General features: G+C 52.7%; 17 protein-coding genes. 12 read left to right on the top strand and 5 right to left on the bottom strand.

Annotated features, from left to right (window positions below; genetic code table 11):
- Positions 1–12 precede the first annotated feature (12 nt).
- Positions 13–705: a DNA-binding transcriptional regulator CsiR gene (csiR, locus tag HVZ37_RS17195; RefSeq protein WP_042999644.1), complete on the top strand. Its 693-nt coding sequence runs from the start codon at positions 13–15 to the stop codon at positions 703–705.
- A gap of 10 nt (positions 706–715) precedes the next feature.
- Here csiR and lysM read toward each other — a convergent pair whose 3' ends face one another.
- Both lysM and HVZ37_RS17205 read right to left on the bottom strand, forming a co-directional pair.
- Positions 716–1,165: a peptidoglycan-binding protein LysM gene (gene lysM / locus HVZ37_RS17200; protein WP_042999643.1), complete on the bottom strand. Its 450-nt coding sequence runs from the start codon at positions 1,163–1,165 to the stop codon at positions 716–718.
- Positions 1,166–1,288: 123 nt separating this feature from the next.
- Complete coding sequence (locus HVZ37_RS17205) at positions 1,289–1,459, bottom strand: YqaE/Pmp3 family membrane protein (protein WP_042999642.1); 171 nt, start codon at positions 1,457–1,459, stop codon at positions 1,289–1,291.
- Between the two features lie 181 nt (positions 1,460–1,640).
- Here HVZ37_RS17205 and HVZ37_RS17210 point away from each other — a divergent pair, with 181 nt between their 5' ends.
- Together HVZ37_RS17210 and HVZ37_RS17215 are read left to right on the top strand one after the other, a co-directional pair.
- Positions 1,641–1,940 carry a metalloregulator ArsR/SmtB family transcription factor gene (locus HVZ37_RS17210; RefSeq protein ID WP_042999641.1) on the top strand — a complete coding sequence of 100 codons (300 nt, stop codon included), beginning with the start codon at positions 1,641–1,643 and terminating at the stop codon, positions 1,938–1,940.
- Between the two features lie 9 nt (positions 1,941–1,949).
- Positions 1,950–2,477, top strand: coding sequence for a rhodanese family protein (locus HVZ37_RS17215; protein ID WP_181627796.1), 528 nt, complete (start codon positions 1,950–1,952; stop codon positions 2,475–2,477).
- Positions 2,478–2,520: 43 nt separating this feature from the next.
- On the opposite strand, the gene stpA is transcribed toward HVZ37_RS17215, so the two are convergent.
- On the bottom strand, positions 2,521–2,922 hold the full coding sequence (gene stpA / locus HVZ37_RS17220; RefSeq protein ID WP_042999639.1) for a DNA-binding protein StpA: 402 nt from the start codon (positions 2,920–2,922) through the stop codon (positions 2,521–2,523).
- Between the two features lie 473 nt (positions 2,923–3,395).
- Here stpA and alaE point away from each other — a divergent pair, with 473 nt between their 5' ends.
- Positions 3,396–3,845, top strand: a complete 450-nt coding sequence (gene alaE / locus HVZ37_RS17225; protein ID WP_181627797.1) for an L-alanine exporter AlaE — start codon at positions 3,396–3,398, stop codon at positions 3,843–3,845.
- Between the two features lie 34 nt (positions 3,846–3,879).
- Here alaE and HVZ37_RS17230 read toward each other — a convergent pair whose 3' ends face one another.
- Positions 3,880–4,224 carry a DUF2002 family protein gene (locus HVZ37_RS17230; RefSeq protein WP_042999637.1) on the bottom strand — a complete coding sequence of 115 codons (345 nt, stop codon included), beginning with the start codon at positions 4,222–4,224 and terminating at the stop codon, positions 3,880–3,882.
- Positions 4,225–4,385: 161 nt separating this feature from the next.
- Here HVZ37_RS17230 and HVZ37_RS17235 point away from each other — a divergent pair, with 161 nt between their 5' ends.
- Positions 4,386–4,712: a DUF883 domain-containing protein gene (locus tag HVZ37_RS17235; RefSeq protein ID WP_042999636.1), complete on the top strand. Its 327-nt coding sequence runs from the start codon at positions 4,386–4,388 to the stop codon at positions 4,710–4,712.
- Between the two features lie 55 nt (positions 4,713–4,767).
- Here HVZ37_RS17235 and HVZ37_RS17240 read toward each other — a convergent pair whose 3' ends face one another.
- On the bottom strand, positions 4,768–6,111 hold the full coding sequence (locus tag HVZ37_RS17240) for a PLP-dependent aminotransferase family protein (RefSeq protein WP_181627798.1): 1,344 nt from the start codon (positions 6,109–6,111) through the stop codon (positions 4,768–4,770).
- A gap of 88 nt (positions 6,112–6,199) precedes the next feature.
- Between HVZ37_RS17240 and HVZ37_RS17245 the strand changes: the two genes are divergently transcribed.
- From HVZ37_RS17245 to proW, 7 genes are all read left to right on the top strand, one after another.
- Positions 6,200–6,631: a carboxymuconolactone decarboxylase family protein gene (locus HVZ37_RS17245; RefSeq protein ID WP_044255114.1), complete on the top strand. Its 432-nt coding sequence runs from the start codon at positions 6,200–6,202 to the stop codon at positions 6,629–6,631.
- Positions 6,632–6,821: 190 nt separating this feature from the next.
- The gene (gene nrdH, locus HVZ37_RS17250; protein ID WP_044266583.1) at positions 6,822–7,067 is read left to right on the top strand and encodes a glutaredoxin-like protein NrdH; all 246 of its coding nucleotides are present in this window, start codon (positions 6,822–6,824) and stop codon (positions 7,065–7,067) included.
- Positions 7,064–7,474, top strand: a complete 411-nt coding sequence (gene nrdI / locus HVZ37_RS17255; RefSeq protein ID WP_042999632.1) for a class Ib ribonucleoside-diphosphate reductase assembly flavoprotein NrdI — start codon at positions 7,064–7,066, stop codon at positions 7,472–7,474. Before nrdH ends, nrdI begins: the two co-directional genes overlap by 4 nt.
- Positions 7,447–9,591, top strand: a complete 2,145-nt coding sequence (gene nrdE / locus HVZ37_RS17260) for a class 1b ribonucleoside-diphosphate reductase subunit alpha (RefSeq protein ID WP_181627799.1) — start codon at positions 7,447–7,449, stop codon at positions 9,589–9,591. The genes nrdI and nrdE overlap by 28 nt, the downstream gene beginning before the upstream one ends.
- 10 nt (positions 9,592–9,601) lie before the next feature.
- Positions 9,602–10,561, top strand: coding sequence for a class 1b ribonucleoside-diphosphate reductase subunit beta (gene nrdF, locus HVZ37_RS17265; RefSeq protein WP_042999630.1), 960 nt, complete (start codon positions 9,602–9,604; stop codon positions 10,559–10,561).
- A gap of 355 nt (positions 10,562–10,916) precedes the next feature.
- Positions 10,917–12,119 carry a glycine betaine/L-proline ABC transporter ATP-binding protein ProV gene (gene proV, locus HVZ37_RS17270; RefSeq protein ID WP_042999629.1) on the top strand — a complete coding sequence of 401 codons (1,203 nt, stop codon included), beginning with the start codon at positions 10,917–10,919 and terminating at the stop codon, positions 12,117–12,119.
- Complete coding sequence (gene proW / locus HVZ37_RS17275; RefSeq protein ID WP_181627800.1) at positions 12,112–13,176, top strand: glycine betaine/L-proline ABC transporter permease ProW; 1,065 nt, start codon at positions 12,112–12,114, stop codon at positions 13,174–13,176. Before proV ends, proW begins: the two co-directional genes overlap by 8 nt.
- Positions 13,177–13,197 lie beyond the last annotated feature (21 nt).

The raw sequence follows: 13,197 nt of genomic DNA on the forward strand, positions 1-13,197 counted from the left end.
AGGAGTAAGACCATGACCGCCATTTCCCATCCGACGGCCATAGATGGATACCGCTGGCTGAAGAACGATATTATCCGTGGTGTTTATCAACCTGATGAAAAACTGCGCATGAGTTTATTAACTTCACGCTATTCTCTTGGCGTTGGGCCGCTCAGGGAGGCGCTTTCTCATCTGGTGGCGGAACGGCTGGTCACGGTGGTGAATCAAAAAGGGTATCGGGTGGCGTCCATGTCAGAGCAGGAACTGCTCGATATTTTCGACGCCCGGGCCAATATGGAAGCCATGCTGGTAAGTCTGGCGATTGAACGCGGCGGTGACGAATGGGAAGCTGAGATCCTCGCCCGCGCCCACATGCTCAGCAAGCTAGAGGCCAGCGACGCCAGCGAACACCTGCTGGATGAGTGGGATTTACGCCATCAGGCATACCATACCGCTATTGTTGCCGGATGCGGTTCGCAGTATCTGCTGCAAATGCGTGAACGGTTGTTTGATCTCGCGGCGCGCTATCGGTTTATCTGGCTGCGAAAAACGGTCTTGTCGGTTGAAATGCTGGAGGATAAACACATTCAGCATCAGACGCTAACGGAGGCCATTCTGGCGCGCGATGCGACGCGCGCCAGTGAACTCATGCGCCAACATTTACTGACGCCGATACCTATTATCCAGCAGGCCATGACCGGTAAACTACTGGCGCAAAAATCCTGACGGCGCTTATTTATTCTTCCGGAATACGCAGCACCTGGCCGGGATATATTTTATCCGGGCTTTTAAGCATCGGCTTATTCGCCTCAAAAATTTTGTTATACAGGTTGGCATTACCGTAAACCTGTTTCGAAATAGCGCTCAGGGTATCGCCGGATTTCACCGTGTAGAACTGACTCTCGGCGGCAGGCGCGTCGGTTTTAACCTGATCCTCCACGCTGGCAATCCCGGAAATATTCCCGACCGCAATCAGGATTTTTTCTTTCGCTTCCTGACTTAATCCGTCACCCGTCACCGTCGCCTTGCCATCAGCAATTTGTACATTCACCTTGTCAGCGTCCGGAATACCGGTTTTATGCAGATGGTCCTGCACCTTTTTTGCTAAATCGTCTTTATCGTGATTACCGGTTACTGCATCCCACAGTTTTTCCCCGGCGTCTTTTACAAAGTTGAAAAGTCCCATATCCACCTCGATCGTTGACAATAAACACTCAGGAAGTGTAGCAGAAAGTTTCGCTTAAAATTCTGACGGCGCGGCGACCGGTGTGGCCCGATAACGTCACGCTATCGGGCGGTATCATGGCGGTTAAGAAAGAGATGAAGGACGGGTTTGCACCCAGAACGCGTGAATCAAACCGGGAATATAGCCCAGTAACGTCAGAACGATATTAAGAATGAACGCCCAGCCGAATCCTTTACCCAACAGGACCCCCAGCGGCGGCAGAATGATCGTAAATACAATTCTCCAGAAACCCATATACACTCCAAAAAGAAAAATTACTCATTGTTTAAAAAGGGATTTTATCCCTAAGCGTAGCGAGCTTAGCGGAGATCGCCAGTTATCACTCTCGCTTTTACCCTCTTTTACGATTTTTACACTGGCAGTCGCTTCATTTTTATTTTAGACTTTACTTAATTTAGAAAACACTAAAATAAATATGAGCGAACTCGAACAACTCCAGGCCAGCGCGGAACAGGCGGCGGCCCTGCTGAAAGCGATGAGCAACCCTAAGCGACTGCTGATCCTGTGTATGCTTTGCGGCTCACCGGGCACCAGCGCGGGCGATCTGGCACGCGCCACCGGGTTAAGTCCCTCGGCCACTTCACAGCATCTGGCAAAAATGCGCGAAGAAGGGCTGATTGGCAGCCAGCGCGATGCTCAGCGCATCCTCTATTTCATTAAAAATGCAGCGGTGAATTCACTCATTGCCACATTGAAAAACGTCTATTGTCCATAAGGAGTGAACATGACCATCGGGACGATTTCCCCGCGCGACGCAAAGGCCCGTATTGAGCAAGGCGCCAGACTGATTGATATTCGCGATGCCGACGAATATCTGCGTGAACATATTCCGCAGGCCCATCTCGCACCGCTGAGTACGCTCGAACAGGGGGGCTTTCCTGCCAGGCTGCGAGGTGAATGCGTCATTTTCCATTGTCAGTCCGGAAAACGAACGCAAAACAATGCGGTTACCTTGCAGGTTCTTGCCGCACCGGCTGAAGTCTTGCTGCTGGAAGGGGGCATTGACGGCTGGAAAGCGGCGGGTTTCCCCACGGCAGAAGATAAATCACAGCCGCTTCCGCTGATGCGTCAGGTACAAATTGCCGCAGGCGGGCTGGCCTTACTGGGCGTGGTGTTGGGGTATAGCGTCAACAGCGGCTTTTTCCTGCTCAGCGGTTTTGTAGGCGCGGGGTTGCTGTTCGCCGGACTGACTGGTTTTTGCGGCATGGCGCGACTGCTCGACAAAATGCCGTGGAATCGCCGTCCTCAATAATGACGGGAAATACGCGGTGAGGAACACCTCACCGCTTACAAAATTAGATCAGAAAATCGTCCAGCGATTTACCTGCCGCCAGTGCCTGGGCAATCGGTTTTGGCGTACGCCCCTGACCGGTCCAGGTTTTACTTTCCCCGTTAAGATCGGTATAGCGATATTTCGCCGGACGCGGCTGGCGTTTTTTACCCACTCGCATGGCCGCGGCGTCATTGCTGAATAACTCTTCCGGGCTAATTCCGTCGGCCTTCATCATTTCCAGCAAAGTATTAATTTTCTGCTGCTGTTCAGCGCGCTGACGCTGTAACTGTTCTTCTTCTTCACGTCTTTCTTTAGTGACGACCCTGAATTTCTCCAGCATTTCTTCAAGAACGTCAATGGAGAATTCGCGAGCCATGGCGCGTAATTTACGAATATTATTTAAGTTCTGTAACATCAAATTCATAATAATTAAAATCCTTTAACGCAAAAACAAATTATTACACTGCGCAGTCTATTATATTGTTAGAACATTTTCCAGCCCCTGGAATATAACAGAGGAAATACCACCTCCCGTTAATATACGCTAAATAATATTCCGGCTCATTTTCTCATTCTATGACGAATAACCTCCATACCGGCTCATCGAACATAGAATGCGGTTTTTGCCTTACAGGGAACCCCCTCAACCAGAACATCAACATAACACATTGATTTTTAATCATTTAAGATACACAAACAACAAAAACTCTATCCGGTACAAAAATCAGGCGATTACAGAGTATTTTATCGACAAAAAGCGTCAAAATAAAAATATTTCGCTAGTTGATAGTTACAATACAGCAATATACTCTATCATCAAGCAAAAATACCACAACAAAACACTAACACGAACTTATTTAACGGCAATTTTACCCCTTTTTTACAAGGAGCATCAGCATGTTCTCACCACAGTCACGCTTGCGTCATGCTGTAGCAGACACGTTCGCGATGGTTGTTTATTGTTCTGTCGTGAACATGTTGATCGAGATCTTCCTCTCCGGAATGACCTTTGAGCAATCACTTTCGTCCCGACTGGTCGCCATTCCGGTCAACATTCTGATCGCCTGGCCCTATGGAATGTATCGTGATCTCTTTATGAAGGCGTCGCGTAAAGTGGGTTCTGCGGGGTGGCTGAAAAACCTGGCGGATGTACTGGCTTATGTCACCTTCCAGTCCCCGGTTTATGTCGCTATTCTGCTGACGGTGGGCGCTGACTGGCATCAAATTACCGCCGCAGTCAGTTCTAATATCGTAATATCGATGATGATGGGGGCGGTATATGGCTATTTCCTCGATTATTGCCGCCGCCTGTTTAAGGTGAGTCGCTACCAACAGGCTAAAGCCTGAAACGACTTTGCGACTGGCTGTGCCAGTCGCTTAATTAACTCGCCTCGCCAAACAGTCCATTCAAATAACGCTCAAGCGCAATACGCGAACTAAAGCCGTGAGGAATGCCGTAGTGTTCGTGGGTGTCCCCGGCTAAATAAAGCGGAAAATGCTGATAATGGTCGCAGGTTTTAATTTCAGATGCCGGTTCAGCCAGCGAAGAACTGCGCTCTTTTAATGTCGGATGAATCACCAGCGCAGTGCGTCCCATACGCGCTTCGCGATTAACATAGACATAATTCTCGCCACGTCGATAACCGTACGTTTTCTGTGTTACCACATCAACGGTAAACCCCACTTTTTCAAGTACGCGCGCCACCTCGTCAGGTCGTAAATACATATTTTTTCCTCGTTATCTTTTACTGCGGGCTTACCTTACCTGATTCAGCATTGGCAACGCTTTCAGAAAAGTCCATAAACGCGCAATAACGCCGTGAGGCGTCTCAGAAGTTAAAAATATCGACTAAACTGAAAGTCACATCGAAATCACTGGAGGATCATATGTTTAACCGACCGAACCGAAACGACGTAGATGATGGCGTGCAGGATATTCATAATGACGTCAATCAATTAGCCGATAGTCTGGAAGCCGTACTGAAGTCATTGGGTAGCGATGCGAAGGATGAAGCAGATACCGCACGGCGTAAAGCACAGGCGCTACTGAAAGAGACGCGTGCGAAAATGCATGGCCGGACGCGCGTGCAGCAAGCCGCCCGTGACGCCGTAGGCTGCGCTGATACGTTTGTGCGTGATAAACCCTGGTGTAGCATCGGTACGGCGGCGGCGGTGGGGATCTTTGTCGGTGCGTTGCTGAGTCTTCGTCGCTAAGGATGAGGCCGGTGCCGGATAGCGTTTACGTATATCCGGCCTGGCATAAACTCGACTAAAGCGCTGACTGAATGGCCTGTCGCAACCGCTTTGCCACCTGTCTTGCGATTTCAGGCGAAGCGATGTTAGTGAACGACAGCAAAATCCCTCCCATCCCCGATGTATTCAACCGCCAGCGACTCAGGGCCTGGACCGCCAGGCCCGCCTCATTGGCTTTGCGTACCGGCGCGATATCGTCACCGTCAACAGTAATCACCAGTTGTATCCCGCCCTGTTGGGGCACAACGTGAAATCCCTGTTCGCCGAGCGCCCTTTCCGTCCATTGCCTTCGCTGCGCATAGTGCTGACGCATTTTTTTCAGATGCCGCCAGAAATGCCCATCACGGATAAAATCCGCCAGCGTTTGCTGCCAGAGCAGCGGCACGCTACAGGCCATCCGTACCGCCTGCTGACGAAAACGACTCACCTGGTTTACTGGCACCACCAGCCATGCACAGCGCAAGGCGGGAAACAGCGATTTGCTGAACGTACCGGCGTAAATTACCCGCTGTGGCGCATCCAGACTTTTCAGCGGCGGCAGCGGTTTACCGTGATAACGAAACTCGCTGTCGTAATCATCTTCAATAATCCACGCCTGGGTATGTGATGCCCACTCCAGCAGTTGATGACGCCGGGCTAACGACAGCGCGACGCCAAGCGGGCTTTGATGGGCCGGAGTGAGTAGCGCAAAACGCGCATCCGGATAATCGCGGATCCCGATCGCCACATTCAACCCGTCGTCATCGATCGGAACCGGCAGCAGCGCGACATTTTCCTGCTCAATCACCGGACGGATCAACGGAAAGCCGGGATCTTCAATCCACATGCCATCGCCCGGCTTGGCCAGCGCGCGCAGGATGAGGGTCATCGACGCCGCATAGCCTGAGGTGATAAAAATCTGCTCGGGCAGACAGTCAATACTGCGCGACACGCGCAGATAGTCCACGATTGCCTGGCGTAACACGGCTTCACCGCAGACGTCGCCGAGAGCCAGATCAAAACGCGTCTGCGTGCGCAGTCGTCGCCCCATCACCCGCGCCCAGATGTCTCGCGGGAAGAGATCCAACGCAGGAAGCCCCATCTGAAAGGGCTGAGGAACGGTACTTTCTCCGGCAAAGACCACCGGTTCGCTGTACGTCTGTTCCGGATGCAACTGTGCGCTGACAAACGTTCCCGCCTGCCCTCGCCGCTCCAGCCAGCCCTGTGCCACCAGCTCCACATAAGCGTTTTCCACCGTCGAGCGCGAAATACCCAGCTCCTGTGACCAGGTACGACTGGACGGTAGTCTGGCTCCGGGCTGGAGTTCCCCACGTTCAATGGCCGTTTTTAACTGACGGGCAATTTGCTGATAGCGCGGCATATGGTCTGCTTTTTTCGTAAAAATATGGCTCTCTTTTGCAGTCCATTATAGTGCTACATTGCCGGCCATCAACACGAGGAGAAGCACCATGACGACGTTACGCCAGCCCTACTATGAACTCAGCCCTGAAGTCTATAACGCCCTGGTACAAGCGAAAACGGCACTGGAAAACAGCGCGCTGGATACCACGCTGATGGAATTGATTTACCTGCGTATTTCGCAGATCAACGGCTGCGCATTTTGCCTGGAAATGCACAGCAAGGCGCTGCGTAAATCGGGTGTCACGCAAAGTAAACTGGACGCGCTGGCCGGCTGGCGAGTGAGTCATCATTTCAGCGCGCAGGAACAAGCGGCGCTGGCGTGGGCTGAATCGGTGACCGATATCGCCAGAACCCATGCTGAAGATGACGTTTATCTGCCGCTGCTTACGCATTTTAGCGCTCGCGAAATCAGCGACCTGACCTTTGCGATCGGTCTGATGAACTGCTTCAACCGCCTGGCCGTTAGCATGCGGATGTAATCCGGCGATTTTTCAGCACAAACTCCCGCTCCCCGCCAGGCTCATCGGTGGGGAGTAATTAATCGATAATTCCCATATCTTGTATGGTTGAAACTTATTTCAACTACATCTAGTATCCCCTCTATCAGTACACACCCAAACCGACGCGTCTTATCGCGCCGTTCTTTCATTTTAAATGGAAATACGAATCATGCGCATTACTATTTACACTAGAAATGATTGTGTTCAGTGCCACGCCACTAAACGGGCGCTGGAAAGCCGTGGATTTGAATTTGAGATGATAAACGTCGATCTGGTGCCGGAAGCAGCGGATACCCTGCGCGCAGAAGGTTTTCGCCAGTTGCCGGTGGTCATTGCCGGCGAAACCCGTTGGTCAGGATTTCGTCCGGATATGATCAACCGTCTGCATCCAGAGCCTCGGGTAGCCAGCGCATGAACCCGCTCGTCTACTTCTCCAGCAGCTCCGAAAATACGCACCGTTTTATGCAGCGTCTGGGGCTGCCCGCCATTCGCATTCCGCTGAATGAACGCGAACGGATCCGGGTAGACGATCCCTACATTCTGGTGGTGCCTTCCTACGGTGGCGGCGGCACGGCTGGCGCAGTGCCGCGACAGGTGATCCGCTTTTTAAATGATGCTCACAACCGGGCGTTAATTCGCGGCGTCATTGCCTCTGGCAATCGTAACTTCGGCGAGGCGTATGGTCGCGCAGGGGAAGTGATCGCCCAAAAATGTGCCGTACCCTGGCTCTATCGTTTTGAACTGATGGGAACCCCCGCCGACATCGACAACGTTCGAAAAGGAGTAAGCGAATTTTGGCAACGACAACCGCAGAACGCGTAACGCAGGAATCGCTGGATTACCATGCACTGAACGCCATGCTGAATCTGTACGATAAAGCAGGCCGTATTCAGTTCGATAAGGACCGGCAGGCGGTCGACGCCTTTTTTGCCGCCCATGTTGGCCCCCACTCTGTCACGTTTAGCAGTCAGGAGGAACGTCTGCAAACGCTGGTACGCGAAGGGTATTACGACGAAAGCGTGCTGGCACGCTACGATCGCGCTTTCGTGGTGTCGCTGTTTGCCCGCGCTCACGCCAGCGGTTTTCGTTTCCAGACCTTCCTCGGTGCCTGGAAGTTTTACACCAGCTACACGCTGAAAACCTTTGATGGCAAACGCTATCTGGAACACTTTGAAGACCGGGTGGTGATGGTTGCGCTCACACTTGCGCAGGGGGATGAAGCGCTGGCGTCACAACTCACCGATGAGATGCTCTCGGGGCGTTTCCAGCCCGCCACGCCCACCTTCTTAAACTGCGGTAAACAGCAGCGCGGCGAACTGGTCTCCTGCTTCCTGCTGCGGATTGAAGATAACATGGAGTCGATCGGTCGGGCGGTGAACTCCGCGCTTCAGCTCTCCAAACGCGGCGGCGGCGTGGCGTTTTTACTCTCTAACCTGCGCGAAGCCGGTGCGCCCATCAAGCGCATCGAAAACCAGTCCTCCGGGGTGATCCCGGTGATGAAGATGCTGGAAGACGCCTTTTCCTATGCCAACCAGCTAGGCGCGCGTCAGGGGGCGGGGGCGGTCTATCTGCATGCGCATCATCCGGATATTCTGCGTTTCCTCGATACTAAACGCGAAAACGCCGACGAAAAGATCCGCATTAAAACGCTCTCACTAGGGGTAGTGATCCCGGACGTCACTTTCCGCCTGGCCAAACAGAATGCGCAGATGGCGCTGTTTTCACCGTATGACGTCGAGCGTCTTTACGGTAAGCCCTTCGGCGATATCGCCATAAGCGAACGATACGACGAACTGGTCGCCGACGAGCGCGTGCGCAAAAAATACATTAACGCCCGCGACTTTTTCCAGACACTGGCAGAAATTCAGTTTGAATCCGGCTATCCCTACATGATGTATGAGGATACGGTGAATCGCGCCAACCCGATTGCGGGTCGCATTAATATGAGCAACCTGTGCTCGGAAATTTTGCAGGTCAACAGCGCCTCTACCTACGAGGAGAATCTTGACTACGCCCAGACCGGGCATGACATTTCCTGCAACCTCGGCTCGCTGAATATTGCCCACACCATGGATTCTCCGGACATTGGCCGGACGGTCGAAACAGCGATTCGCGGGCTGACGGCGGTGTCAGATATGAGCCATATCCACAGCGTCCCGTCGATTGCTGCCGGTAATGCCGCCTCCCACGCCATCGGACTGGGACAGATGAACCTGCACGGCTATCTGGCGCGCGAAGGCATCGCCTATGGTTCGCCAGAAGGACTGGATTTTACCAATCTCTACTTTTACACCATCACCTGGCATGCACTGCATACGTCGATGCTGCTGGCACGCGAGCGTGGGCAGACCTTTGCCGGATTTGCGCAGTCGCGCTACGCCAGCGGCGAGTTTTTCACGCAGTATCTGGAGCAGAACTGGACGCCGAAAACCGAGAAAGTCCGGGCGCTGTTTGCCCGTAGCGGCATCACGCTGCCGACGCGTGAAATGTGGCTGTATCTGCGCGACGAAGTGATGCGCTATGGCATCTACAACCAGAATTTACAGGCGGTGCCACCGACCGGTTCGATCTCCTACATCAATCATGCGACGTCTAGCATTCATCCGATTGTCTCGAAAGTGGAGATTCGCAAAGAGGGCAAAACCGGGCGCGTCTACTATCCGGCCCCGTTCATGACCAATGAGAATCTGGATATGTATCAGGACGCGTATGAAATCGGCGCACAGAAAATCATTGATACCTACGCCGAAGCCACTAAACACGTCGATCAGGGCCTGTCGCTGACGCTGTTTTTCCCTGATACCGCCACCACCCGCGATATCAACAAAGCGCAGATCTACGCCTGGCGAAAAGGCATTAAGTCGTTATATTACATTCGCTTGCGACAGCTGGCGCTGGAAGGTACAGAAATAGAAGGCTGCGTTTCGTGCGCATTGTAAGGAGACCGGTATGACATTATCACGCGTGAGCGCCATCAACTGGAATAAGATTCAGGACGACAAAGATCTCGAAGTGTGGAACCGCCTGACCAGCAACTTCTGGTTGCCGGAAAAAGTACCGTTGTCTAACGATATTCCAGCGTGGCAAAACCTGAGCGCCGCCGAGCAGCAGCTGACCATCCGCGTCTTTACCGGCCTGACGCTGCTCGACACCATCCAGAATATCGCCGGGGCCCCGTCGCTGATGGCAGATTCCCTGACACCGCATGAGGAGGCGGTGCTGTCGAACATCAGTTTTATGGAAGCGGTGCACGCCCGCTCCTACAGTTCCATCTTCTCTACGCTGTGCCAGACGAAAGATGTCGATGCCGCTTATGCCTGGAGCGAAGAAAATGCGCCGTTACAACAAAAGGCGCAGATTATCCTCGCGCATTACGCCAGCGACGACCCGTTAAAGAAGAAGATTGCCAGTGTGTTTCTGGAATCCTTCCTGTTCTATTCCGGCTTCTGGTTGCCGATGTATTTCTCCAGCCGCGGTAAGCTCACCAACACCGCCGATCTTATCCGGCTAATCATTCGTGACGAAGCGGTTCATGGCTATTACATCGGCTATAAATACCAGAAAGGACTGGAAAAACGCTCTCAATCCGAGCGTGACGAGCTGAAGGATTTTGCCCTCGAGCTGCTGATGGAACTGTACGATAACGAAGTCCGTTATACCGAAGAACTGTATGCCGACACCGCCTGGGCAGAGGATGTCAATGCGTTCCTTTGCTACAACGCCAACAAGGCGTTGATGAACCTGGGCTATGAGGCGCTGTTCCCGGCGGAAATGGCGGAGGTGAATCCAGCAATCCTGGCTGCGCTGTCGCCCAATGCCGACGAAAACCACGACTTTTTCTCTGGCTCGGGATCGTCATACGTAATGGGTAAAGCCGTCGAAACAGAAGACGAAGACTGGAATTTTTAACACAAATTAATATAGGGAATATCATTACAATATTTACGTTAATATTTTAAGCAGATCACGTTTTTCTCACCCAACTATTTCAGGGTGTTCTACACTCAATAGCTGTTGTCATATTCGCCTGAATTTTCGAAATTCAGGCGCCTTTCCAGTGGTCCTTACAAAAAATATTCACCGGCCGTGGTTTGCTCTCAACCCTTATATCATGGGAAATCCCGGCAATTTGCCTTCCACACTATTTCCCCTCATGCCACATTCAGGGTTGTCTCAGATTCTCAGTATGTTAGGGTAGAAAAAGGTGACTATTTCTATCAGGTAACATATCGATATATATAAATAACGGGAATCTTTCTATTGCATGGCAATTAAATTAGAAGTGAAAAATCTATATAAAGTATTTGGAGAGCATCCACAGCGCGCCTTCAAATATATTGAAAAAGGACTTTCGAAAGAACAAATTCTGGAAAAAACAGGGCTATCGCTTGGCGTTAAAGACGCCAGTCTGGCCATTGAAGAAGGCGAGATATTTGTCATCATGGGATTATCCGGTTCGGGTAAATCCACAATGGTACGCCTTCTCAATCGCCTGATTGAACCCACCCGCGGACAGGTACTGATCGACGGCGTCGATATCGCCAAAATATCGGATGCCGAACTCCGCGAGGTGCGCAGAAAAAAGATTGCGATGGTCTTCCAGTCATTTGCGCTGATGCCGCACATGACCGTTCTGGACAATACCGCATTCGGCATGGAATTAGCCGGTGTAAGTGCTGAGGAACGTCGCGAAAAAGCGCTGGATGCCCTGCGCCAGGTGGGACTTGAAAATTATGCGCACGGCTACCCGGATGAACTTTCCGGCGGCATGCGTCAGCGTGTCGGTCTCGCCAGAGCATTAGCCATTAACCCTGACATCTTATTAATGGATGAAGCCTTCTCTGCGCTCGATCCCTTAATTCGTACCGAGATGCAGGATGAACTGGTGAAACTGCAGGCGAAACATCAGCGCACCGTCGTCTTTATTTCCCACGACCTTGATGAAGCGATGCGTATTGGCGACCGAATTGCCATTATGCAAAATGGCGAAGTAGTTCAGGTCGGTACACCGGATGAAATTCTGAATAATCCGGCGAACGATTATGTGCGTACCTTCTTCCGTGGCGTCGATATTAGCCAGGTCTTTAGCGCGAAAGATATTGCCCGCCGTAGCCCGGTGGGACTGATTCGTAAAACGCCGGGCTTTGGCCCCCGTTCAGCCCTGAAATTATTACAGGACGAAGATCGGGAATACGGTTACGTCATCGAACGCGGCAATAAGTTTGTTGGCGTGGTCTCCATCGACTCATTAAAAGCGGCATTAGGTCAGGCTCAGGGCATTGAAGGGGCGTTAATCGACGAGCCGCTGGCCGTAGATGCACAAACCCCACTTAGCGAGCTGCTCTCTCATGTCGGACAAGCGCCGTGCGCGGTGCCGGTTGTCGATGAGGAACAACAGTATGTAGGCATTATTTCAAAACGCATGCTGCTACAGGCTTTAGATCGCGAGGGGACAAACAATGGCTGATCAATCTAATCCGTGGGATACCGCACCAGCGGCTGAGAGCGCCGCACCATCCGCTGACGCCTGGAGCACGCCGTCCGGGACGCCTGCCGATAGCGACAGCGCAGACTGGCTGACCAGCGCACCTGCGCCAGCACCAGAACATTTCAACATTATGGATCCGTTCCATAAGACGCTGATCCCGCTCGACAGTTGGGTCACTGAAGGGATCGACTGGGTGGTTACCCATTTTCGTCCCGTCTTCCAGGGCATTCGTGTGCCGGTGGATTACATCCTTAACGGTTTTCAGCAATTGCTGCTGGGAATGCCGGCTCCGGTAGCGATCGTCGTTTTCGCCCTGATCGCCTGGCAGATTTCCGGCGTCGGGATGGGCGTTGCAACACTTGTTTCCCTGATTGCCATCGGCGCGATCGGCGCCTGGTCGCAGGCGATGATTACGCTGGCGCTGGTGCTGACCGCTCTGCTGTTCTGCGTGGTAATCGGCCTGCCGATGGGGATCTGGCTGGCGCGCAGCCCACGGGCGGCGAAGATCGTTCGTCCACTGCTCGACGCCATGCAGACAACGCCGGCGTTCGTCTACCTGGTGCCAATTGTGATGCTGTTCGGTATCGGGAACGTGCCGGGGGTGGTCGTGACGATCATCTTTGCGTTGCCGCCGATTGTGCGTCTGACGATCCTTGGGATTAACCAGGTTCCGGCTGATTTGATCGAAGCGTCACGTTCATTTGGAGCCAGTCCGCGTCAGATGCTGTTCAAAGTTCAGTTACCGCTGGCGATGCCCACCATTATGGCAGGGGTCAACCAGACGCTCATGCTTGCGCTCTCGATGGTCGTGATCGCCTCCATGATTGCCGTCGGTGGTCTGGGCCAGATGGTACTGCGCGGTATCGGTCGTCTCGATATGGGACTGGCCACCGTCGGCGGGGTCGGCATTGTGATCCTCGCCATCATTCTGGATCGTCTGACTCAGGCCGTGGGTCGCGACTCACGCAGCCGCGGTAACCGTCGCTGGTACACCACCGGTCCTGTCGGGCTCGTTACGCGCCCTTTCATTAAGTAATTCACCTGTTGCCCGGTGGCG

It is taken from the genome of Citrobacter sp. RHB35-C17 (assembly GCF_013816795.1).
In the GTDB taxonomy this organism is placed as follows: Bacteria; Pseudomonadota; Gammaproteobacteria; order Enterobacterales; family Enterobacteriaceae; genus Citrobacter_A; species Citrobacter_A amalonaticus.

Coding starts and splice junctions, on each gene's coding strand:
- proV (WP_042999629.1), top strand. CDS start 10,917: ATGGCAATTAAATTAGAAGTGAAAAATCTATATAAAGTATTTGGAGAG.
- nrdF (WP_042999630.1), top strand. CDS start 9,602: ATGACATTATCACGCGTGAGCGCCATCAACTGGAATAAGATTCAGGAC.
- HVZ37_RS17205 (WP_042999642.1), bottom strand. CDS start 1,459: ATGGGTTTCTGGAGAATTGTATTTACGATCATTCTGCCGCCGCTGGGG.
- nrdH (WP_044266583.1), top strand. CDS start 6,822: ATGCGCATTACTATTTACACTAGAAATGATTGTGTTCAGTGCCACGCC.
- HVZ37_RS17230 (WP_042999637.1), bottom strand. CDS start 4,224: ATGTATTTACGACCTGACGAGGTGGCGCGCGTACTTGAAAAAGTGGGG.
- alaE (WP_181627797.1), top strand. CDS start 3,396: ATGTTCTCACCACAGTCACGCTTGCGTCATGCTGTAGCAGACACGTTC.
- HVZ37_RS17210 (WP_042999641.1), top strand. CDS start 1,641: ATGAGCGAACTCGAACAACTCCAGGCCAGCGCGGAACAGGCGGCGGCC.
- HVZ37_RS17235 (WP_042999636.1), top strand. CDS start 4,386: ATGTTTAACCGACCGAACCGAAACGACGTAGATGATGGCGTGCAGGAT.
- lysM (WP_042999643.1), bottom strand. CDS start 1,165: ATGGGACTTTTCAACTTTGTAAAAGACGCCGGGGAAAAACTGTGGGAT.
- HVZ37_RS17245 (WP_044255114.1), top strand. CDS start 6,200: ATGACGACGTTACGCCAGCCCTACTATGAACTCAGCCCTGAAGTCTAT.
- HVZ37_RS17215 (WP_181627796.1), top strand. CDS start 1,950: ATGACCATCGGGACGATTTCCCCGCGCGACGCAAAGGCCCGTATTGAG.
- proW (WP_181627800.1), top strand. CDS start 12,112: ATGGCTGATCAATCTAATCCGTGGGATACCGCACCAGCGGCTGAGAGC.
- csiR (WP_042999644.1), top strand. CDS start 13: ATGACCGCCATTTCCCATCCGACGGCCATAGATGGATACCGCTGGCTG.
- nrdI (WP_042999632.1), top strand. CDS start 7,064: ATGAACCCGCTCGTCTACTTCTCCAGCAGCTCCGAAAATACGCACCGT.
- stpA (WP_042999639.1), bottom strand. CDS start 2,922: ATGAATTTGATGTTACAGAACTTAAATAATATTCGTAAATTACGCGCC.
- HVZ37_RS17240 (WP_181627798.1), bottom strand. CDS start 6,111: ATGCCGCGCTATCAGCAAATTGCCCGTCAGTTAAAAACGGCCATTGAA.